This window comes from Pararhodobacter aggregans (assembly GCF_003075525.1).
GTDB classification, from domain to species: Bacteria; Pseudomonadota; Alphaproteobacteria; order Rhodobacterales; family Rhodobacteraceae; genus Pararhodobacter; species Pararhodobacter aggregans.
On sequence record NZ_QDDR01000017.1, the window covers coordinates 80332 to 97993 of the forward strand.

A 17662-nucleotide genomic window follows, 5' to 3' on the forward strand; every position below is an offset into this window, starting at 1 on the left:
TCGTCGCCAGTAAGGGGCTGGACTGGGGGTCAGGCTGTTCCGATGGGCAAGGTGACGGGTTCAGGCATGGGCTCCCCGCGCATCTCTTTCTTCTGGGCCATCCCTTCGACTGACAATCCCCTAATCCCGTTCGTTTGCCTGCGTGCAACCCCGCGTCGGTCCGGGCCGTGTTGCCCCTTCGGGGCTGCCCGCTCCACCCCGGTCCTCTGGGGGTTTCCGGCGTCCGTTCCGTCCACCGTGCACGCGTCACCCGACGGGCTTTTTCCGGGTCTTGTCGAAGGGACGGTCCCGAAGACAGGAAACACAGGAGCTTAACATGCAGAACATCGTCATCCTCGCCGGCAACATCGGTCAGACCCCCGAAGTCCGCACCACCCAGGGCGGCACCAAGATCACCAACTTCAGCCTCGCCACCTCTCGCCCCCGCCTCTCGGAAGGTCGCGTCCTGCGCGACGAGAACGGCTACCGGGTCATGGACACCGAATGGCACCGCATCACCTGCTTCAACGGTCTCGGCAAGACGGTCGCGGAGCATTGCGAAAAGGGCATGAAGGTCCTCGTCCACGGCCGCATCCACTACACCAAGTGGATCGACAGCATGGGCAACGACCGCTACGGCTGCGAGATCATCGCCGAGAAGGTCGACTTCCTGAGCCGCCAGAAGTCGGCCGAGAACGAAAACCCCGAGCTGGTCGACCGCGACGACGAGATCCCGTTCTGAAGAGAACGGGGTCTCCCCCTCGGGCCCGGCGGGGAAACCCGCCGGGTTCGGGCGATCTCGGCTATAAGCCGACCATCATCATGCTCGGTCTCGCGCGCCCGAGACCGGGCATTCGTTCATGCCGCAGTATGCCGCGGCTCACTGTGTGATGGGAGCCTCTGGCTGAGAGCCTCGCCTCCGCTTCTCCATCCGGAGCCTCGGATTGTCGCAGGACAAGTCGGTCCGAGGAGGGGTGACGTTCGACCCTTGGCCAGTCTGGACAACGGAACCCCCTACGCCCTCGGCGCGAACAGGATGACGGCGGCACCGGCGAGGCAGATTGCGACGCCGGTCATGTCCCAAGTGTCCGGGCGTTGCTTCTCCACTGCCCAAAGCCAGACGAACGACGCGGCAATGTACACGCCACCGTAGGCCGCATAAGCGCGCCCTGCGAAATCGGAGGGGGCCAGGGTCAGGAGCCAAGCGAAAACGGCGAGGCTGAGGAGGCCCGGGACCAGCCAAAGCGGGCTCGCCCCTTGCCGCATCCAGGCCCAGACGGCAAAGCAGCCCGCAATCTCGGCCAAAGCGGCACCGATGTAGATGGCGAGTGTGCCCGGCGCTGTCATGACTGCACCTCGCTTTCCGGATGGCGGTGATCAGTTGCGCAAAGGGAATGGTCGCTCAAAACCTCGATCACCCGGCAATCGGCAATGCTCCCGCCCGCACATTGCACGACCATGCGTTCCAGTTCGGTCTTGAGGGCGGTCAGGCGCGCGAGCCGGCTTTCGACCTCGGCCAGTTGCGCCTTGGCGATGGCATCGGCGGCGGCGCAGGATTGGTCAGGTCTGTCGGACAGGCTGAGCAGGTCGCGGATCGCCTCCAGCGTGAAACCCAGATCGCGGGCGTGGCGGATGAATGCCAGCCGTTCCTGCGCCTTGCGGCCGTAGAGCCGCTGGTTGCCCGCGCTGCGTTCCGCCTCGGGCAAGAGGCCGATCTGCTCGTAGTAGCGGATCGTCGGAACCTTCACCCCCGCGGCCTCGCCCAGTTTTCCGATGGTCAGCATCAGATTCCCCTTGAAGCTATAGTTGCTAGAGACATTAGGTTCCTGATTCGATGAAAGCAACTGCCCGCACTGCGGCAGGAGGAATGACGATGTCGGAAGCTGCACGCGAAACGTCCTGCGACTGGACTGTGACGGGCATGGACTGCGGATCCTGCGCGACCAAAATCAAGGATGCGGTGGCTCGCCTGCCGGGGGTGAGCGGCGTCGAGGTCGGGATCATGACGGAACGCCTGCGGCTGACGCTGGATGAGGCGCAGACCGGGCGGGACAAGATCGAAAAGACCGTCCGGGCACTTGGCTACCAGATTGCGCCGCGCGCTGCCGGTGCGAAGAAGGATTTTGTGCTGCCTGATGCCCACGATGGGCATGACGATGACCATGCGACACATGAGGGCCACGATCACGCCGGGCACGACCACGGCCCCAAGGTCACCAGCGCAAAGCGCGATGACAGTGGCCACGGCAGCCCCGGCCATGTCCATGATGACCCCGCTGACCGGGGCAAGCGCTGGTATCAGACGGCCAAGGGCAAGCTGGTCATCTTCACCGCGTTGTTGCTCGGTGCCGCCTGGGTTATCGAGTATCTTGCACCCGAGATCGGCAAATGGGCCTTCGTCGCTGCTTGTCTGATCGGGGTAGCCCCAGTAGCGCAACGCGCCTTTGCAGCGTTGCGGATGGGTCAGCCCTTCACCATCGAAAGCCTGATGACGATTGCAGCCGTCGGGGCCTTGTTTATCGACGCAGCCGAAGAGGCGGCGTTGGTCGTCTTCCTGTTCGCCGTGGGCGAGGTTTTGGAAGGCGTGGCCGCAGGCAAGGCGCGCGACGGCATCAGGGCCTTGGCGAACCTTGTCCCGAAGACCGCGCAACTGGTCACCGGCGACATCACGCGCGAGGTGCCGGCCGCAAGCCTGACCATCGGCCAGACCGTGCTTGTTCGCCCCGGCGACCGGATTCCGGCCGATGGCGAGATCGTGGATGGCACCTCGGGCGTGGACGAAAGCCCGGTCACCGGCGAAAGCGTCCCCAAAACGCGCGGGCCGGGGGATGCGGTCTTTGCAGGCGCAATCAACACTGAGGCGGCGCTGCGGGTGAAGGTCACCAAAGGCGCGGAAGACAACACCATCGCGCGCATCATCCGGCTGGTCGAAGAGGCCGAAGAGGCCCGCGCGCCGACCGAACGCTTCATCGACCGCTTCAGCCGCTGGTATATGCCCGCCATCGTCGCGGTTGCCGCGCTGGTGATCGTGGTGCCGCCGCTGGCATTTGGTCAGCCTTGGGACACGTGGATTTACCGGGGGCTTGCGCTTCTCTTGATCGGGTGCCCCTGCGCGCTGGTCATCTCAGTCCCCGCCTCCATCGCCTCTGCCATGTCCACCGGCGCGCGGCGCGGGCTCTTGATGAAGGGTGGTGCGGTGATCGAAGCCGCAGCGAAGGTCGATGTCGTGACCTTCGACAAGACCGGAACGCTGACGCATGGCCGCCCGCAGGTGACGGATGTGGTGCCGTTCGGGTCAACGACCGAGGCCGAGCTTCTTGCCGTTGCTGCGGGCGTAGAAACAGGGTCGAGCCACCCGCTGGCGATTGCGATCCTGAACAAGGCCAAGGATGCGGGCGTTTCCGCGCTGCTCTCGCAAGACGCCAAGGCGCTGATGGGCAAGGGCGTTGTTGCAACCGTGGGCGGCGCTGCGGCCTATGTGTCCTCGCCCCGTTATGCGATGGAGCATGGCGGGCTCGATGGCTTCGGTCTTCGGCAGGCCACGATTTTTGAGGAGGACGGCAAGACCGCCGTCGCCGTGTTCCGCGAAAAGACCCCGCTTGGCCTGATCGCCATGCGGGACGAGCCGCGCGCGGATGCCAAGGACGCGGTGCGCCAGTTGACGGCGATGGGGGTGACTTCGGTGATCCTGACCGGGGACAACCCGCGCACGGCCGCCGCCATCGCCGGAAGCCTCGGGCTGAAGTTCGAAGCCGACATGATGCCCGAGGACAAGCTTGCCTACATCCGCGAGATCGGCACCCAAGGCGGCGTAATGATGATCGGCGACGGTATCAACGACGCCCCCGCGCTGAAACAGGCGAGTGTCGGCGTGGCGATGGGATCGGGCACCGACGTGGCGCTGGAAACCGCCGATGCGGCGATCCTGCGCGACCGGGTGACGGACATTCCGGCCACGATCCGCCTGTCGCGCGCTGCGATGGCCAATATCCGCCAGAACGTCACTATCGCTTTGGGGCTGAAGGCGGTTTTCCTGGTGACCTCGGTCTTCGGCTTGACCGGCCTCTGGATCGCAATTCTGGCCGATACCGGCGCGACTGTGCTGGTGACGCTGAACGCCCTGCGCCTGCTGCGGTTCAATCCGGAACGGGAGGCGTAAGGCCATGATCTCCGGTTTCGGCTGGGCAGCATTGGCCCTTCTCTTCGGCTATCTGGCTCTGTTCTTCTGGGGCAGCGCGCTGGCCGCGAAAGCGGTGGGTCGGCCGGTCTGGCTGTTCGCCCGTGCGACCGGACGCGACCGGCTGGCGGCAATCGGGTTCCGCGTGGCCTTTGCGCTCGCCTTCTTCGGGCCGCTTCTCTGGCTCGCCGTGCCTATCCTGCACAAGATCGATCCGCTTTGGACCGAGGGGCGCGCCGTACTTCTTGGCTTGGTCGGGGTCTTTGTCGCAGGGCTCGGCGCGATGGTGGCCTTTGCCGCGCAGATGTCGATGGGATCCTCCTGGCGCGTCGGCGTCGTCGGCGGCGAAACCGGCGATCTGGTCTCCGGCGGGCTTTACCGCTTCAGCCGCAACCCGACCTTTGTGGGGCAAGCGGCGCTGCTGGCGGGTGTTACCCTGGCAGTGCCCTCTGTCCCGACGGTCCTAGCCCCACTCCTGTTTCTCTGGTCCGCCACCACGCAAGTCCGGTCAGAGGAGGCTGCCCTGCGCATGGCAATCGGGCCGGACTATGACCGCTACACCGCATCGGTTCCTCGCTGGATCGGCATGAAGAGCAAGGCTGCGGAATGACCAAGATGACGCTGATTTCGCTGATTGCTGCCGCAGTGGTGGCAGACCAGTTGACCAAGGCAGCGGCACTATCGCTGCTGTCGCAAGGGACGGCTGTCCCTGTCTTTCCGAGTTTCAACCTCTCCCTCGGGTTCAACACAGGCGCGAGCTTCGGCATGATGGGCGGGATAATGGCGGGTAAGCCCCTTCTGATGGCCGCGCTGACGGGCGCACTGACCATCGCCTTCGCCGTCATGGCATTCCGGGCGCAGCACGCGCTGGAACGTGCCGGCTTTGCACTGGTCGTGGGCGGGGCGCTTGGCAACATCATCGACCGGCTGCGACAGGGTGCCGTGACTGATTTTCTCGATTTCTATTGGCGTGACTGGCACTGGCCCACGTTCAACGTCGCCGATATTGCGATCACCCTGGGCGCGGTCCTGATCCTCGCCGCATCTCTTCCCGTTCGCCGCCGCAAGGAGCCGGTTCTTGACCAAAGCTGACTCGGAAACCCTGTCGCGCGACGACCTTGCCTTGACTGCGGCCTTCCTGATTGCGCTGGCGGCCACACTTGGCGCGCTTTTCATCGGTGAGGTGCTGGGCCAGATGCCCTGCACGCTCTGCTGGTATCAGCGCATCGCCATGTTCCCGCTGGTGCCGATCCTTGGCTTGTCACTCTGGCGGGGCGACGGCGTGGCGCGCGCCTACGGCTTGCCCCTGGCCCTCGCCGGGCTGGCGCTGGCGGCGTGGCATTCGGGCCTTTACGCTGGGTTTTTGCCCGCGCCAATCGTGCCCTGCACCGAAAATGGCCCCTCCTGCACCGGTGAGGCGCAGATGATCCTTGGCCTGCCGATCCCCTATCTTTCCGCGGTCGCCTTTGCAGCGATCCTTGCCTGTCTCATCCTTCCGAAAGGACACCGCCCATGAACCGCCGCACCCTTCTGATCGGAGCCTCTGCGCTTGGCCTTGCCGCCTTCGCGGGTGGCGCCTACGTGCTGAACCAGCGCCGCGCCGCCGAGGCAGAAGTGGCGGCCGCTGCCGCGCCAACAGCCGATCAGGCACTACTGATCCGGGACTACTCCCCCAGCTTCGGTCCTGCCGATGCGCCCGTCACACTGGTTGAATTCTTCGATCCGTCCTGCGAGGCCTGCCGCGCCTATCACCCGGTGGTGCAAGAGATCCGGCGGCAGTTTCCGACTCAGGTCCGGGTCGTGCTGCGCTATACCGTCTTCCACGAAGGCTCGGACGAAGCCGTGCGCATCCTTGAGGCTGCACGGATGCAGGACAAGTTCGAGCCGGTACTGGATGCGCTGCTGGAACAGCAACCGGGCTGGGCCGTGCATGGTTCGCCGCAGCTGGACGTGGCCTGGGAAATCGCCGGGGCCGCGGGGCTCGATCTCGAAAGGGCGGAAAGCGACAAGCTCTTTCCGGGGATTACTGGCATCCTCAACCAGGACGCAGCCGACGTCGAAGCCTTGGCCATTCGACAGACGCCGACCTTCTTTCTGAACGGCAGGCGGCTGGAGAACTTCAGCGCAGACAGCCTGATCGCAGATGTGCGGTTTGCAATCGAGAACAGCTGATGCCGATCAGGACCGATTGGCGAAGGCCGCGAAGAGCGCCAGCGTTCGTTCGCTGACGTGATGCTCGATGCCTTCGGCGTCGCGCTCTGCCGTCTCGGGGTCAAGGCCAAGGCTGATCAGGAACCGCAGCACGATCTCGTGCCGCCGCCGACATTCCTTGGCCAGCGCGCGGCCCGTGTCGGTCAGAAAAACCGACCGATACTTTGCGCGGGTGATCAGCCCTTCGCGCGCCAGCCGGTCGAGGGTCTTGCTGACCGTCGGCACCTTCACGCCAAGGCGGGTGGCGATGTCCACCGGGCGCGCCTCGCCCTGTTCGTGGATCAGCTCAGCGATCAGTTCGACATAATCCTCGGCCAGTTCATTCCGCCGTGCCTCGCGCACGCCCTGAAACGCTTCGGTGCGCGGGTCTGCGGGGCCGTCGAGCGGCGCGGTGCGGGTGTCAGGGTGGAACTCGGTCATCTGCAGAGTGTCGCATGGGATGGATTGACAAGTAAAGTCGCGGGGCAGATTGTTAGCACTGTCTAACTTTATGCGCCACGTCTTGTCGGGATCGTGACGAAACCCGGGAGCGCCCTAAACCATGTCCATCCCAGCCTGGCGACAAGAGCGCGAGACGCCCTCACTTTCCGAGGTCTTCCGCACCATTGCGGTCGGCAACGGCGGCACCAGCCGGTTCCGCCGGTTCCTCGCCTTCATCGGCCCCGGCTATCTGGTGGCCGTGGGCTACATGGACCCCGGCAACTGGGCGACCTCGCTCGCCGGCGGGGCGGCCTTCGGCTACACGCTGCTGTTCGTAGCCCTTCTGTCGAACATCATGGCGATCCTCCTGCAATCGCTCTGCGCGCGGTTGGCGGTCGCCTCGGGTCGCGATCTGGCGCAGGCCTGTCGAGATGCCTTTCCGAAATGGATGTCGGTGCCCCTTTGGGTTTTCGCCGAGCTAGCCATCATCGCCACCGATCTGGCCGAGGTGATCGGCACCGCCATCGGCCTGAACCTGCTGTTCGGCATCCCGCTGGAGATCGGCATCTTCATCACCGCCGCCGACGTGTTCCTGATCTTGTGGCTGCAGAACAAGGGGTTCCGCTGGATCGAGGCGCTGATCATCTCGCTGATGGCACTGATCGCGGCCTGTTTTGTCGTGCTGATCGCGCAGTCCGATCCGGTCTGGGGCGACGTCATCGCCGGGTTCGCCCCGAGCCGTGAGATCGTCAGCAACCCGACCATGCTCTACCTTGCCCTTGGCATCATCGGAGCCACGGTCATGCCGCATAACCTCTATCTGCATTCGGGCATCGTGCAGACCCGCGCCTTTGGCATGGACCTGCCCGCCAAGCGCGAGGCGTTGCGGTTGGCGACTTGGGACAGCACCATTGCGCTGATGTTCGCGTTGACGATCAATGCCTCGATCCTGATCCTTGCCGCTGCCGCCTTCTACACCGTCGGCGAAAATGACGTGGCCGAGATCGACAAGGCGCACCTGTTGCTGGAGCCGCTGCTGGGGTCGTCACTGGCGCCGGTCCTGTTCGGGGTGGCGCTTTTGTGCGCAGGCCTGAACTCCACTGTCACAGCCACGATGGCCGGGCAGATCGTGATGGAAGGCTTCATTCGGCTGCGCATCGCCCCCTGGGCGCGGCGGCTGATCACCCGCGGCCTTGCCATCATCCCGGCGGTCTTCGTGATCCTGCTCTACGGCAGTGAGGGCGTGGGTGAGCTGCTGATCCTGAGCCAGGTGGTGCTGTCCTTCCAACTGCCCTTCGCCATCGTGCCTTTGGTCATGTTCACCGCCAGCCGCGCCAAGATGGGCGAACTGGTCGCCCCACGCTGGCTGACGGGCCTCTGCTGGTTGATCGCCGCCGTCATCATCGTGCTGAACGTGAACCTGTTGTCGACCGTGCTTTTGGGCTGACCCTTCACCCTTCGGTGAGAGCACGAATTCGGGCTTGAACCTCAAGCGGCTGGAGGTTTTAGACAGAGAGCAATAAACAGGCAGGTTACGGATGCGGTTGACAAGGTTACAGAAAATCCTCTGGGCGGCGGCGGGACTGGCCACGCTGGCCTATGGGCTGCTCGTGCTGTTGCCAAACCGCGCGTCGGAGGCTGTCCCGCAAGCCGCCTTCCGACCGACCTTCACGCTGCCGGATGCCGAGGGTCGGGTGCGCACCCCTGCCGAGTTTGCGGGCCAGCATCTTCTGGTCTTCTTCGGCTTCACCAACTGCCCGGACGTCTGCCCGACAACACTTTCCGAAGTGGCGCAGGTGATGGACGATCTGGGCGACGACGCTGCCCTTGTGCAGCCTCTGTTCATCTCGATCGATCCCGAGCGGGATCGCAGACTGGGGCTGGCCGAGTTCACTGCGGCGTTCCACCCGTCGATCATCGGGCTTGCCGGGGACGAGGCACAGACCCGCGCCGCGGCGGACAGCTTCCGCATCTTCTACGCGCGCGAGGGTGATGCCGCCGCCCCCGACGGCTACACCATGTCGCACAGCCCGGCGCTCTACCTCATCGGGCCCGAGGGTGACTGGCTGCGTCAGTTCACCTACGGCACGCCCGCCACCGATATCCTTGCCGACCTTCAACCCAGATTGTGACCGCCATGAAATCCCTGATCCTCTCGGCCCTCCTCACCCTATCCGCCGCCCCCGTGCTGGCCTGCGAAACCTTCACCCTCGGCGATCTGAATATCGAACACGCCTGGTCCCGCGCCACCATCGGCGCGGACCGGCCGGGGGTATTCTATGTCGAGATCACCAACAACGGCAGCACAGATGATGCGCTGATCGGCATCGCGACCCCGGCTGCTGGCATGCCGATGCTGCACGAAACCGTGGTGACCGACGGCATCGCCTCCATGCCACACGCCATGTCGATCCCGGTTCCGGCTGGCCAAACCGTCGAGCTGGCGCCCGGCGGCTATCATGGGATGCTGATGGGCCTGACCACGACACTGGCCGAAGGCGACAGCTTCCCGGTGACACTCTCCTTCCAGAATGCCGGGGAAGTCGTCGTCAATGTCGAGGTTCTGTCGCTACGGGCGGAGGGTCCGGATTGCGACGACGCCAACTGATCCTTGGTCTGGGAGGCGCGAGCGGTGCATTGGCCTTCACGCTCGGCCTCGGCTGGTTGCAAAGCCGCGGCCGCGCGCAGCCGCCCGCCGCGCTTCTGCCACTGCCCATCGGCGAGATGGGCTTTGCCCTGACCAACCATCGCGGTGAACCGGTGCGCCCGGCAGACTGGATCGGCCGCCCGACCATGGCCTTCTTCGGCTTCACTTGGTGCCCCGATGTCTGCCCAACCACCCTCAGCGACATCTCGGGCTGGCTGGATGAGCTCGGGCCCGACGCCGACCGGCTGAACACCGTCTTCATCACCGTCGATCCCGAACGGGATACACAGCAAGTTCTGGCCGACTACCTGGCAAACTTCGATCCACGGATCACCGGCCTGACCGGCCCGCTGGCCGAGGTCGAACGCGCCGTCGCAGGCTTCCGCGCCCGGTTCGAAAAGGTGCCCCGCGACGGGGATTACACCATGGACCACACTGCCGGTGTGTTCCTGTTCCGCGCCGATGGGCGCTTTGCCAGCATCATCGACTACCACGAGGACCGCCGCTTCGCCCTGCCGAAGATACGCAGGGTTCTGACCTGACAGCCACACCTGTTCCGGAGAGCCACATGACCAACACGCCCCTTCTGACCCGCCGCACAATGCTGCTGTCCGGCCTCGCCGTCGCGACTTTCGCGGCCAGTCCGGTGCGCAGCGCGGGCCCGTCGATCCATGTCGTAAAGGGAACCGGCTGCGAATGCTGCAACGCCTGGGTCGCCTATCTTCGGGACGAGGGTTTCACCGTGACGGACGAGGAGCGCTACGGCACGCTCCTGATGACCTACAAGGCCGAAGTGGGTGTGCCTCAAAGAATGATCTCCTGCCACACAGGGATGATCGAGGGCTATGTGCTCGAAGGCCATGTCCCTGCGGCCGATATCCGGCGCCTGCTCGAGGAGCGGCCGGACGCGATCGGGCTTGCCGTGCCTGGGATGCCCTATGGATCGCCCGGCATGGGACCGGAGGACAGCCGCGAGGCCTACGACGTCCTGCTGATCGGCCGCGATGGCTCAACCGAGGTCTTCACCCGCTATCTGGCCGCCTGACAATTGTGTCGCCCGTGCTTCATGCCGCCTTCGGCCAACGGCGATGCAGGGTGTCGATGAAGACGGCATGGGTGTGGTGGGGCCCGTGTTCCGACAGGTGGAGATAATCGGCGGACAGGTCAGGAAGGTCGTGCCGCAAGAACGTCTGATCGTTCGCGGGCCAGAGGCGCAGCACCGCAACGAGGCCAGCCGCGCCGATGAGCGCCGTGACGCACAGACCGGGCACCGGCGCCGATCCCGCCGGCCAGCGGGTAGGTGACCAGCCAGCAGGCGCGCGAGAGGGCGAAGCTGCCATTCATGATGACCTTAGCGACTGACCGCCTTCTAGAGTGAGAGGAGTGCCGGTTTCCCGGTGACGGGTTAAAGGCTCGGGAGAGTGGCTCCCGGCGCCTGTCACGGGAGATAGCCGATGGGCGTTGTGGAAGTTCTGGATCCGGTCGCGCCGGCGCGAGCCGGTGGCTGGAAGGTGGATGTGAGCCGGGGTGAGCGGAACGGGCGAGTGTCGTCCGAATGGTTCAACCGCCCCGACGACGAGCGGTATCTGTCGCTCGACGATCTCTGGGCCAATGTGAAGGGTCGGTCCGAGCGCAGCCGCAGCCGGGTGGTGCAGACGGCGGACATCCGAGTCGAGGCCGCGCGCGACAGCGCCGAGCGGCTACATCTGGTCCTGCCGAAAGCACATGAACCGGTGGCACCTACGCACTGGGCCTTCGGCCAGCTTGCCAGCATCGTCGGCGCACCGGCCTCCTACCTGCGGCAACTGCCCGCGCCACTGGCGGGGATCAACCTGCAATACGGCCTAACCAACCACCGCGCAGAGCAGGTGAAGACCTTCGAGACCGAGGATGGCCGCACTGAATTGCGCGCGGTGACTGGCCCCGACTACGGCCGCATCCATGACCACGAACTGGTCGAGGCGGTGCAGCGCATCGCGGGCAATGGCACCGGCGACACGCGCTGGAAGGTGCCGGGCGTGCTCGACTGGTCGACCGGGGTCTACAACCCAGATGTCGAGATCAGCCGCGACACGACCACGCTTTATGCCTCGGACCGCGATGTCTTCCTGTTCCTGGTCGATGATCGCAACCCGATCGAGGCGGGCAAGCTGCCGGATGGCTCCCCTGATCTCTATTTCCGGGGCTTCTACTGCTGGAACTCCGAGGTGGGCGCGAAGACCCTCGGCATGGCGAGCTTCTACCTGCGGGCTGTCTGCCAGAACCGCAACCTCTGGGGCGTCGAAGATTTTCAGGAGATCCGGATCCGGCATTCGAAATACGCCGCCTCGCGCTTTGCCCATGAGGCGGCCCCGGCGCTGACGCGGTTTGCCAATTCCTCGCCGCAGGGCTTCGTGAACGGCATCAAGGCCGCGCGGCAGCAGATCGTGGCGCGCAGCGATGAGGATCGCGCGGATTTCCTGCGCAAGCGGGGCTTCTCGAAGGCGGAGTCCGGCAAAATCATCGAGAAAGTGCTGATGGAAGAGGGCCGCCCGCCCGAGAGTATCTTCGACTTCGTGCAGGGCATCACGCGGCTTGCGCGCGACAAGACCCAGCAGGATGCCCGCCTCGACATGGAAGGGCGCGCCAAGAAGCTGCTCGACCGAGTCGGCTGACAGAGCCCCCGCGCAGCGATCGCCCGACACCGGGGCGGTCGCTGCAGCTATTTCTCAACACGCACGCCGTTGGCTTTGCCCCGAAAGGACAGGGGGCGTCGGCGTGCGCATCTCAGCGAAACCCCCATGACCCCCCAGGAAGAAACCGTCATCCTCGAGGCCCGTGATATCCTCGGCCGCTATCTCAGCCAGAACCCCGTCATTGGCAGCTGGCAGGCGCTGATGGACTATTGTGCTCTGACCGTCCGAGGTCCCAACGAGCGGTTCCATGTCCTCTATCTTGACCGCAAGAACCGCGTCATCTCCGATGAGCGTCTCTCGACCGGCACGGTTGATCATGTCCCGGTCTATCCGCGCGAGGTGATCAAGCGGGCGCTGATGCTGAATGCCAGCGCCCTGATCCTGATCCACAACCACCCGTCAGGCGATCCGACGCCCTCGGAGGCCGATCTCGGCATGACCAAGGAGATCCAGAAGGGGTGCAAGTATCTTGGTCTGATGCTGCACGATCATATCATAGTCGGGGCCGGGACCGAGCTGAGCCTGCGGGCCCTCGGCAAGCTCTGAGGGCCCATCGGACCCATCACCGCTGCCCCTTCGAGGAAGAGGGCGGCGGTTTGGTCTTTGACGGATGAGGCGGGGAGAGCGGCTTCCCGCGCCGTCGGAGATCTTCCCATGTTCGACCTGCCATTGCCCATCCACCCGACCACTTACGCGCGGGTCGTCCCACCGCACTTTTCAACTGGTGATGTCGACCCCAATCACCCCTTCGCCCTGACCCTGTCTCGCCGCGCGCCGGCCGATCTGATGTCGGGCCGGGCCGCCCCGCTCGTCCTGGCACGCTTCGAGACGTTGGCTGAGGCCATGCAGGGCGCGATCGACTATGCCGAGGGGATTGCCCCGGATGCTGCGCCCCAGCTCCTAGCGATCCTTGACCGTGACGAGCGCCTTGTGCTGGCCGGGGCCGCCAGTGAGCAAGCTGTCGCCTGGTGCCACCCGGTGACGAGCGCGGCCGAGGCGCGGGGCGTCGTGACCGAGGCGAGCCAGCTGCGCGCGCAAGCGGGCCGCGCGGCCGCCTGGGGTGAGGCCGATCTGGCGGTTCGGCTACGCCTCCGCGCCGATCTTCTGGACGGGCGTCTCGTCGACCCACTCTGGCGCGCTTTCGCCGCCCGCGCGCTGCAGGTCGCGGCGTGACGCCCGAGAGGCAGAGAAGGGCAGGGGGGATTTGGAGCTTGTCCGGGGGAGAGAGATCGCCCGGCCCGACTCCGATCCCTTTCCTTTTCCGGAGATACCCGATGAACATGACTGAACCCACCCTCACGCCGCCGATGGCACCCTCGACCGTCGACATGGCACAGATCTTCGCCGCGCATGCCGCGCGCGCGGCCCGGATCGAAGCGCTGCGCCCGGGCAACAAGGACCGCCTTTTCGACGGCCTCACGGCCGCTGGCATCACCCATGTCACTGTCACCTTTGACGGTGCCGGGGACAGTGGCCAGATCGAAAGCATCGGCGCCTGGTCCGGCGAGACCGCCGTCGATTTTCCCGCCACCGAGATCGCATACGCCGCGCTCACCTGGGACGATCCCGAGGTCGAGATGCGGCAGCTCTCGCTGGAGGATGTCGTCGAGCAACTGGCCTATGACTTTCTCTCCGACACCCATGGCGGCTGGGAGAACAACGACGGCGCCTGGGGCGAATTCTGCTTCGACGCCGCGGTCCGCTGCATCCACCTCGAGTTCAACGAACGGTTCACGTCGTCCGAACTCCATACCCACGATTTCTAAGGGGGCGGCGATGGCACATCCTTATCACCACGCCCTGTCCTCAGTGAAAACATGGGGCGGCACGGTCGACGACTTCATCGCGGTGCATGCCTGGTTCGACCAGAGCAAGGAGATTACTGCGGACTTTCGGCACCGGGCGCTGCGCCACCATGCCGAGGGCATTTTCATGGCCGAGACGATCTTTGGGGTGACCCTCACGCTCTCGACCGGGCGCATCATTCCGACCCGCTGGGTCGGCGAACAGCATGTGAAGGAAGATCTGGGCTTCATCCCGAGCTTCGCTGATTGGGTGAAGGCCATCCGACCCGAGCCATGGATGGGCCGGGCCGCGCAGATTGAGGCGCTGGTCGATCCACATCTTGCCTCACCCGTGGTCGAGGTCACCTGAGATGACCGACCCCGCATATCAGCGCCTCGGCCTGCCCGTGACGGCCTCGCCCTTCACCGTCCTGCGCGCGGCGATCCGGGCGCTCCACCCCGACACGCGCGCCGTTCGCGGCTTTCGGACGGCGCGTAAGCGCTTCTACCGGCAGATGCTCTGCGCGCATGTCGCGCGACAGGCGGCGGGCGACAAGCCCACCGGCTGATCGCGCCCAACCACCCCCATCATCCCGACACACCGCCCGGCCTCTTGGCCGGGTCTTCCCCATTCAGGAGGTTCCCATGGCGGATTACTTCACCCATTTCTCGTGCCTGCTCGACGTCGGCACTCCCGACAAGGCCGCTCGAGCGCTTGCCCTGTTCCAGAGCTTGCGCGAAACCGATCAGGATGCCGACGACCCGGAGGTCACGGGCTTTGATCTCGTGCGCCAAGATGCACCCGAGGGCAGCACCCTCTGGATCCATGACGATGACCACGGCGATGTCGATGCGGTCATCCGTTTCGTGCTGCGCCTTGCCGAAGAGCTCGACCTCACCGGTCTCTGGGGGTTCCAGTACGCCCTGACCTGTTCCCGGCCTCGCCTCGACGCCTTCGGCGGCGGCGCGCATGTCATCGACCTCGGCGCGCGCAAATCCGTCGGCTGGACGAGCGGCCAGGAATGGCTGGCCGCCGCGCTGAACGGGGAGGACGCACATGCCTGAGGTCATCTGCACCACAGTCTACCAGTTCCCTGAACTCTCCGATGCCGCCAAGGAAAAAGCGCGCAGCTGGTATCGCGAGCTTGGCCCCCACGACGATTGGTGGGACGCGGTCTACGAGGATTTCGAGCGGGTCTGCGAAATCCTCGGCATCCGCCTGAAGACCACGCCCGTCCGCCTGATGGGCGGCGGCACGCGGGCAAAGCCCTGCATTTGGTTCTCCGGGTTCTGGAGCCAGGGCGACGGGGCCTGCTTCGAGGGCTACCTTAGCCACGCCAAGGGCGCGGCCGCGCGCATCCGGGACTACGCCCCGACCGACGCGACGCTGCGCGGCATCGCCGACCGGCTGCAGGCCATCCAGCGGCGGAACTTCTATCAGCTCGCCGCCGAGGTCAGCCATCGCGGGCGCTACTACCATGAATACACCATGGCAGTTGACGTCACGCGCGACGGTCCGACCTGGCAGCCGCCCACCGAGGACGCCGAGGAGATCGTGACCGAGGCGCTGCGTGATCTGGCCCGCTGGCTCTACCGCCAGCTTCAGGCTGAATACGACCACCTGACCTCTGACGAGGCCATCGAGGAGGGGATCATCGTGAACGAGTACACTTTCACCGAAGCCGGGCGCAGGTTTGGGTGAGAGCGCGGACAGTTCATTTGAGCTTTACAATGAGGCCATATGATCTATATTCAGGCCAATGGAGGGCGCCATGTACATTGCTGAGAAAATCCGGGAACCCGCACAGATCAACGCCGTTGCGTTGAAGGCCTATGCGCGCGTGGCCGATGCCTGGGGTCTCAGCCTCAAGGAAGCGGCTGGCCTTGCCGACATGTCGGAAAGCACGTGGAAGCGCGCCAAGAAGCCGGATTTCGCGGGGGAACTGACCAAGGATCAGCTTCTGCGGCTCAGTGCGGTGATCGGCATCTACAAGTCGCTCGAACTCTACTTCTCCGAGCCGCTCGCGCGAAGCTGGTTCACCCGACCGAACACGGGGCCGCTCTTTGGGGGAAGCCGTCCGGTTGACACCGCCATCGACGGGGGCTTGCCGCAAATTCTCGCGGTTCGGACCTATCTCGATGCGTTGCGTGGTGGGGCATGAAGCAGACCGAGATTTCTGATCGCGGTCTCGTTCGTCTCCTGCCCGCCACTTACCACAAGCCGCCATCCCTGCGTGGTCTCGTCGATACCGATGACGAGATGGAGATCCTCGCAGAGATCGAAGGTCTGACCAGCGGCCGTCTTCTGGCGGAACGTGGCCGCAACCCGCATCTGGACCCGCGCGAGCTTGCCTGGCAGCGGCGCAGCCGTGATCAGCGTATTTATGGCGACAGTCATGTCAACGCCGCCTTCACCTATACCCGCGCCGGCGGAAATCGCTTCAACACAGAGGAGCGCGGCGCATGGTATTGCGCATGGGATGTGATGGTGTCCGTCAGCGAAGTGGCCTGGCACCGCACGCGCGAACTCGGCTTTACCGGCAGCTTCCATGACAGCGCTCGCTATGTGGAATTGCTGGCTGACTTCATCGGCGTCTTTGACGACCTGACCGACGAGCCGGGCCATCCGGCTCTGCATCCGGATCCGGCTGTCGGATATCCCGAGGGCCAAAGCCTGGCCCAGCATCTGCGCCGGGCTGGATCGCGTGGCCTGATCTACCCCTCGGTCCGAGCTGCCGCGCCGGGCGGGAATTGCCTCGTCTGCTTCGAGCCCCACGCCATCCAGAATGTCCGGCCTGGCGCGTCTTGGGATCTTGTTTGGGATGGGACACCGCACTACTCGGTTACGGCTGTCGGCTGACGAGTATCGGCGCATGCGTTTTGGAGGGGCCGAAGAAATGGAATCGGCAAATGGCAACAGCGCTGACGTGACGATCTTGCAGCCATGTGACCATCCGGCGTTATTCGAGGCTTTGGACTGTCCGCCGTCACCTACGGACGCACTACGAGCAGCACATCGCCGGACGAAAGAGAGGTCATTCCGGCGAAACACATGGCTTCCAACGATGGACTGAGTCTGCCGGTCTTATGGGCTTCCCATGGACGCGCTGAAGACGACGACGTCTCTGCCCCAAGAGACCTCTATAAATTGCTTTGATGAATGCGATGTTCCAGCGTTATGGACGCTCCAATGCCAACATTTCCAAAGAACTGAGGGACTAGCCCAAGTGGAGGAAAGTCTGAAGACGCTGGGTTAAGCGACGGCCACGACTTGCGGTGGTTGCCGAAGATCGCAGCGGTGTATCTCCCGGCGTGCCGCCGGGAGCAGACCTTGGTCCTTCGGACAGGAGCTTGACCGAAGCTGATGTCCCAAAGGGATAATCTGCCAATCTATAGGTTGGCAACTACGCTCGGTTTGCCAAGCCACGGCATAGCAGAAGCTCCGGAAGGCCGGAGCTAGCCGGTGCCGTGCTCACTTGTTCCCGTCGATCCACTTCGACATCAACCCCTTGTCGCGGAAGCATTCGTCCGGAACGGCGCGGCGCTTGATGCGGGCGAGCTTCTCCGCGAAGGCCACCTGCTTCGAGGTCGGCAGCCGGTCCATGTCGGATACCGGCTTCAGCTGGGCCTGCGCCTCGATCCAGGGTAAGCATCCGCCGAAGGCCGCAGCCGTGCTATATTGATCAGAGGCTTCTGGGTGCGGCTTTTGGTTTGCGCGGCTTTGGGGCCCATTTTTTGGCGAGGCGCTCGAAGTTGTCGAGGATACGGC

The 17662-nt window shown here is 64.7% G+C and carries 25 protein-coding genes and 1 pseudogene; 21 read left to right on the top strand and 5 right to left on the bottom strand.

Features of this window, described 5'->3' with window-relative positions; all coding sequences use genetic code 11:
* Positions 1 to 316 precede the first annotated feature (316 nt).
* Entirely contained in the window at positions 317 to 721 is a 405-nt protein-coding gene (locus tag DDE23_RS22920; protein ID WP_107754777.1) for a single-stranded DNA-binding protein, read from the top strand.
* A 272-nt stretch (positions 722 to 993) separates the two neighbouring features.
* Here the strand turns inward: DDE23_RS22920 and DDE23_RS22925 are convergent, their stop codons facing one another.
* Both DDE23_RS22925 and DDE23_RS22930 read right to left on the bottom strand, forming a co-directional pair.
* Positions 994 to 1326 (bottom strand): YnfA family protein, encoded by a 333-nt coding sequence (locus tag DDE23_RS22925; protein WP_107754778.1) that lies wholly within the window; start codon positions 1324 to 1326, stop codon positions 994 to 996.
* Complete coding sequence (locus tag DDE23_RS22930) at positions 1323 to 1763, bottom strand: MerR family transcriptional regulator (RefSeq protein WP_107754779.1); 441 nt, start codon at positions 1761 to 1763, stop codon at positions 1323 to 1325. The genes DDE23_RS22925 and DDE23_RS22930 overlap by 4 nt, the downstream gene beginning before the upstream one ends.
* Before the next feature lie 83 nt (positions 1764 to 1846).
* Here DDE23_RS22930 and DDE23_RS22935 point away from each other — a divergent pair, with 83 nt between their 5' ends.
* The 5 genes from DDE23_RS22935 to DDE23_RS22955 are packed head-to-tail and all read left to right on the top strand — an operon-like array spanning position 1847 to position 6328.
* Positions 1847 to 4138 (top strand): heavy metal translocating P-type ATPase, encoded by a 2292-nt coding sequence (locus DDE23_RS22935; protein ID WP_107754780.1) that lies wholly within the window; start codon positions 1847 to 1849, stop codon positions 4136 to 4138.
* Positions 4139 to 4142: 4 nt separating this feature from the next.
* Positions 4143 to 4766, top strand: a complete 624-nt coding sequence (locus DDE23_RS22940; RefSeq protein WP_107754781.1) for a methyltransferase family protein — start codon at positions 4143 to 4145, stop codon at positions 4764 to 4766.
* Entirely contained in the window at positions 4763 to 5248 is a 486-nt protein-coding gene (lspA, locus tag DDE23_RS22945; RefSeq protein WP_107754782.1) for a signal peptidase II, read from the top strand. The genes DDE23_RS22940 and lspA overlap by 4 nt, the downstream gene beginning before the upstream one ends.
* Positions 5235 to 5672, top strand: coding sequence for a disulfide bond formation protein B (locus DDE23_RS22950; protein WP_107754783.1), 438 nt, complete (start codon positions 5235 to 5237; stop codon positions 5670 to 5672). The genes lspA and DDE23_RS22950 overlap by 14 nt, the downstream gene beginning before the upstream one ends.
* A complete protein-coding gene (locus DDE23_RS22955) occupies positions 5669 to 6328 on the top strand; it encodes a DsbA family protein (protein ID WP_107754784.1) in 660 nt (219 codons plus the stop codon). Before DDE23_RS22950 ends, DDE23_RS22955 begins: the two co-directional genes overlap by 4 nt.
* A gap of 6 nt (positions 6329 to 6334) precedes the next feature.
* Here DDE23_RS22955 and mntR read toward each other — a convergent pair whose 3' ends face one another.
* On the bottom strand, positions 6335 to 6787 hold the full coding sequence (gene mntR, locus DDE23_RS22960) for a manganese-binding transcriptional regulator MntR (protein WP_107754785.1): 453 nt from the start codon (positions 6785 to 6787) through the stop codon (positions 6335 to 6337).
* 121 nt (positions 6788 to 6908) lie between these two features.
* Between mntR and DDE23_RS22965 the strand changes: the two genes are divergently transcribed.
* The 5 genes from DDE23_RS22965 (at position 6909) to DDE23_RS22985 (ending at position 10479) form a co-directional block, all read left to right on the top strand.
* Positions 6909 to 8234, top strand: coding sequence for an Nramp family divalent metal transporter (locus DDE23_RS22965; RefSeq protein ID WP_107754786.1), 1326 nt, complete (start codon positions 6909 to 6911; stop codon positions 8232 to 8234).
* A gap of 91 nt (positions 8235 to 8325) precedes the next feature.
* Complete coding sequence (locus tag DDE23_RS22970) at positions 8326 to 8919, top strand: SCO family protein (RefSeq protein WP_107754787.1); 594 nt, start codon at positions 8326 to 8328, stop codon at positions 8917 to 8919.
* Between the two features lie 5 nt (positions 8920 to 8924).
* Entirely contained in the window at positions 8925 to 9395 is a 471-nt protein-coding gene (locus tag DDE23_RS22975) for a copper chaperone PCu(A)C (protein ID WP_107754788.1), read from the top strand.
* On the top strand, positions 9377 to 9976 hold the full coding sequence (locus DDE23_RS22980; RefSeq protein ID WP_107754789.1) for an SCO family protein: 600 nt from the start codon (positions 9377 to 9379) through the stop codon (positions 9974 to 9976). Before DDE23_RS22975 ends, DDE23_RS22980 begins: the two co-directional genes overlap by 19 nt.
* A gap of 26 nt (positions 9977 to 10002) precedes the next feature.
* The gene (locus DDE23_RS22985) at positions 10003 to 10479 is read left to right on the top strand and encodes a DUF411 domain-containing protein (protein ID WP_107754790.1); all 477 of its coding nucleotides are present in this window, start codon (positions 10003 to 10005) and stop codon (positions 10477 to 10479) included.
* 19 nt (positions 10480 to 10498) lie between these two features.
* Here DDE23_RS22985 and DDE23_RS22990 read toward each other — a convergent pair whose 3' ends face one another.
* Positions 10499 to 10705 (bottom strand): hypothetical protein, encoded by a 207-nt coding sequence (locus DDE23_RS22990; protein WP_107754791.1) that lies wholly within the window; start codon positions 10703 to 10705, stop codon positions 10499 to 10501.
* A gap of 183 nt (positions 10706 to 10888) precedes the next feature.
* On the opposite strand from DDE23_RS22990, the gene DDE23_RS22995 reads away from it, so the two are divergent.
* From DDE23_RS22995 to DDE23_RS23040, 10 genes are all read left to right on the top strand, one after another.
* Positions 10889 to 12088 carry a DUF932 domain-containing protein gene (locus DDE23_RS22995; RefSeq protein ID WP_107754792.1) on the top strand — a complete coding sequence of 400 codons (1200 nt, stop codon included), beginning with the start codon at positions 10889 to 10891 and terminating at the stop codon, positions 12086 to 12088.
* A 126-nt stretch (positions 12089 to 12214) separates the two neighbouring features.
* Positions 12215 to 12655 carry a JAB domain-containing protein gene (locus tag DDE23_RS23000; protein ID WP_107754793.1) on the top strand — a complete coding sequence of 147 codons (441 nt, stop codon included), beginning with the start codon at positions 12215 to 12217 and terminating at the stop codon, positions 12653 to 12655.
* A gap of 108 nt (positions 12656 to 12763) precedes the next feature.
* Positions 12764 to 13282, top strand: coding sequence for a DNA repair protein RadC (locus tag DDE23_RS23005; protein WP_107754794.1), 519 nt, complete (start codon positions 12764 to 12766; stop codon positions 13280 to 13282).
* A gap of 101 nt (positions 13283 to 13383) precedes the next feature.
* On the top strand, positions 13384 to 13875 hold the full coding sequence (locus tag DDE23_RS23010) for a DUF6878 family protein (RefSeq protein WP_107754795.1): 492 nt from the start codon (positions 13384 to 13386) through the stop codon (positions 13873 to 13875).
* Between the two features lie 10 nt (positions 13876 to 13885).
* Positions 13886 to 14263, top strand: coding sequence for a DUF6915 family protein (locus tag DDE23_RS23015; RefSeq protein WP_107754796.1), 378 nt, complete (start codon positions 13886 to 13888; stop codon positions 14261 to 14263).
* A gap of 1 nt (position 14264) precedes the next feature.
* Entirely contained in the window at positions 14265 to 14462 is a 198-nt protein-coding gene (locus DDE23_RS23020; RefSeq protein WP_107754797.1) for a hypothetical protein, read from the top strand.
* Positions 14463 to 14538: 76 nt separating this feature from the next.
* Positions 14539 to 14958: a hypothetical protein gene (locus DDE23_RS23025; protein ID WP_107754798.1), complete on the top strand. Its 420-nt coding sequence runs from the start codon at positions 14539 to 14541 to the stop codon at positions 14956 to 14958.
* Positions 14951 to 15595 (top strand): antitoxin of toxin-antitoxin stability system, encoded by a 645-nt coding sequence (locus tag DDE23_RS23030; protein WP_107754799.1) that lies wholly within the window; start codon positions 14951 to 14953, stop codon positions 15593 to 15595. Before DDE23_RS23025 ends, DDE23_RS23030 begins: the two co-directional genes overlap by 8 nt.
* A 58-nt stretch (positions 15596 to 15653) precedes the next feature.
* Positions 15654 to 16055, top strand: a complete 402-nt coding sequence (locus tag DDE23_RS23035; RefSeq protein WP_107754800.1) for an MbcA/ParS/Xre antitoxin family protein — start codon at positions 15654 to 15656, stop codon at positions 16053 to 16055.
* A complete protein-coding gene (locus DDE23_RS23040; RefSeq protein WP_035714335.1) occupies positions 16052 to 16753 on the top strand; it encodes an RES family NAD+ phosphorylase in 702 nt (233 codons plus the stop codon). The genes DDE23_RS23035 and DDE23_RS23040 overlap by 4 nt, the downstream gene beginning before the upstream one ends.
* A gap of 612 nt (positions 16754 to 17365) precedes the next feature.
* Here the strand turns inward: DDE23_RS23040 and DDE23_RS25660 are convergent.
* Positions 17366 to 17662: pseudogene (locus DDE23_RS25660) on the bottom strand (hypothetical protein); the annotation flags it as partial.

Bases quoted from the DNA above. Each gene is read 5' to 3' on its own strand.
- DDE23_RS22930 (WP_107754779.1), bottom strand. From the start codon at position 1,763: ATGCTGACCATCGGAAAACTGGGCGAGGCCGCGGGGGTGAAGGTTCCG.
- DDE23_RS23040 (WP_035714335.1), top strand. From the start codon at position 16,052: ATGAAGCAGACCGAGATTTCTGATCGCGGTCTCGTTCGTCTCCTGCCC.
- DDE23_RS23025 (WP_107754798.1), top strand. From the start codon at position 14,539: ATGGCGGATTACTTCACCCATTTCTCGTGCCTGCTCGACGTCGGCACT.
- DDE23_RS22920 (WP_107754777.1), top strand. From the start codon at position 317: ATGCAGAACATCGTCATCCTCGCCGGCAACATCGGTCAGACCCCCGAA.
- DDE23_RS22935 (WP_107754780.1), top strand. From the start codon at position 1,847: ATGACGATGTCGGAAGCTGCACGCGAAACGTCCTGCGACTGGACTGTG.
- DDE23_RS22995 (WP_107754792.1), top strand. From the start codon at position 10,889: ATGGGCGTTGTGGAAGTTCTGGATCCGGTCGCGCCGGCGCGAGCCGGT.
- DDE23_RS23035 (WP_107754800.1), top strand. From the start codon at position 15,654: ATGGAGGGCGCCATGTACATTGCTGAGAAAATCCGGGAACCCGCACAG.
- DDE23_RS23000 (WP_107754793.1), top strand. From the start codon at position 12,215: ATGACCCCCCAGGAAGAAACCGTCATCCTCGAGGCCCGTGATATCCTC.
- DDE23_RS22975 (WP_107754788.1), top strand. From the start codon at position 8,925: ATGAAATCCCTGATCCTCTCGGCCCTCCTCACCCTATCCGCCGCCCCC.
- DDE23_RS23010 (WP_107754795.1), top strand. From the start codon at position 13,384: ATGAACATGACTGAACCCACCCTCACGCCGCCGATGGCACCCTCGACC.
- DDE23_RS22925 (WP_107754778.1), bottom strand. From the start codon at position 1,326: ATGACAGCGCCGGGCACACTCGCCATCTACATCGGTGCCGCTTTGGCC.
- DDE23_RS22940 (WP_107754781.1), top strand. From the start codon at position 4,143: ATGATCTCCGGTTTCGGCTGGGCAGCATTGGCCCTTCTCTTCGGCTAT.
- DDE23_RS23005 (WP_107754794.1), top strand. From the start codon at position 12,764: ATGTTCGACCTGCCATTGCCCATCCACCCGACCACTTACGCGCGGGTC.
- DDE23_RS22985 (WP_107754790.1), top strand. From the start codon at position 10,003: ATGACCAACACGCCCCTTCTGACCCGCCGCACAATGCTGCTGTCCGGC.
- DDE23_RS22965 (WP_107754786.1), top strand. From the start codon at position 6,909: ATGTCCATCCCAGCCTGGCGACAAGAGCGCGAGACGCCCTCACTTTCC.
- DDE23_RS23030 (WP_107754799.1), top strand. From the start codon at position 14,951: ATGCCTGAGGTCATCTGCACCACAGTCTACCAGTTCCCTGAACTCTCC.
- lspA (WP_107754782.1), top strand. From the start codon at position 4,763: ATGACCAAGATGACGCTGATTTCGCTGATTGCTGCCGCAGTGGTGGCA.
- DDE23_RS22955 (WP_107754784.1), top strand. From the start codon at position 5,669: ATGAACCGCCGCACCCTTCTGATCGGAGCCTCTGCGCTTGGCCTTGCC.
- mntR (WP_107754785.1), bottom strand. From the start codon at position 6,787: ATGACCGAGTTCCACCCTGACACCCGCACCGCGCCGCTCGACGGCCCC.
- DDE23_RS23015 (WP_107754796.1), top strand. From the start codon at position 13,886: ATGGCACATCCTTATCACCACGCCCTGTCCTCAGTGAAAACATGGGGC.
- DDE23_RS23020 (WP_107754797.1), top strand. From the start codon at position 14,265: ATGACCGACCCCGCATATCAGCGCCTCGGCCTGCCCGTGACGGCCTCG.
- DDE23_RS22970 (WP_107754787.1), top strand. From the start codon at position 8,326: ATGCGGTTGACAAGGTTACAGAAAATCCTCTGGGCGGCGGCGGGACTG.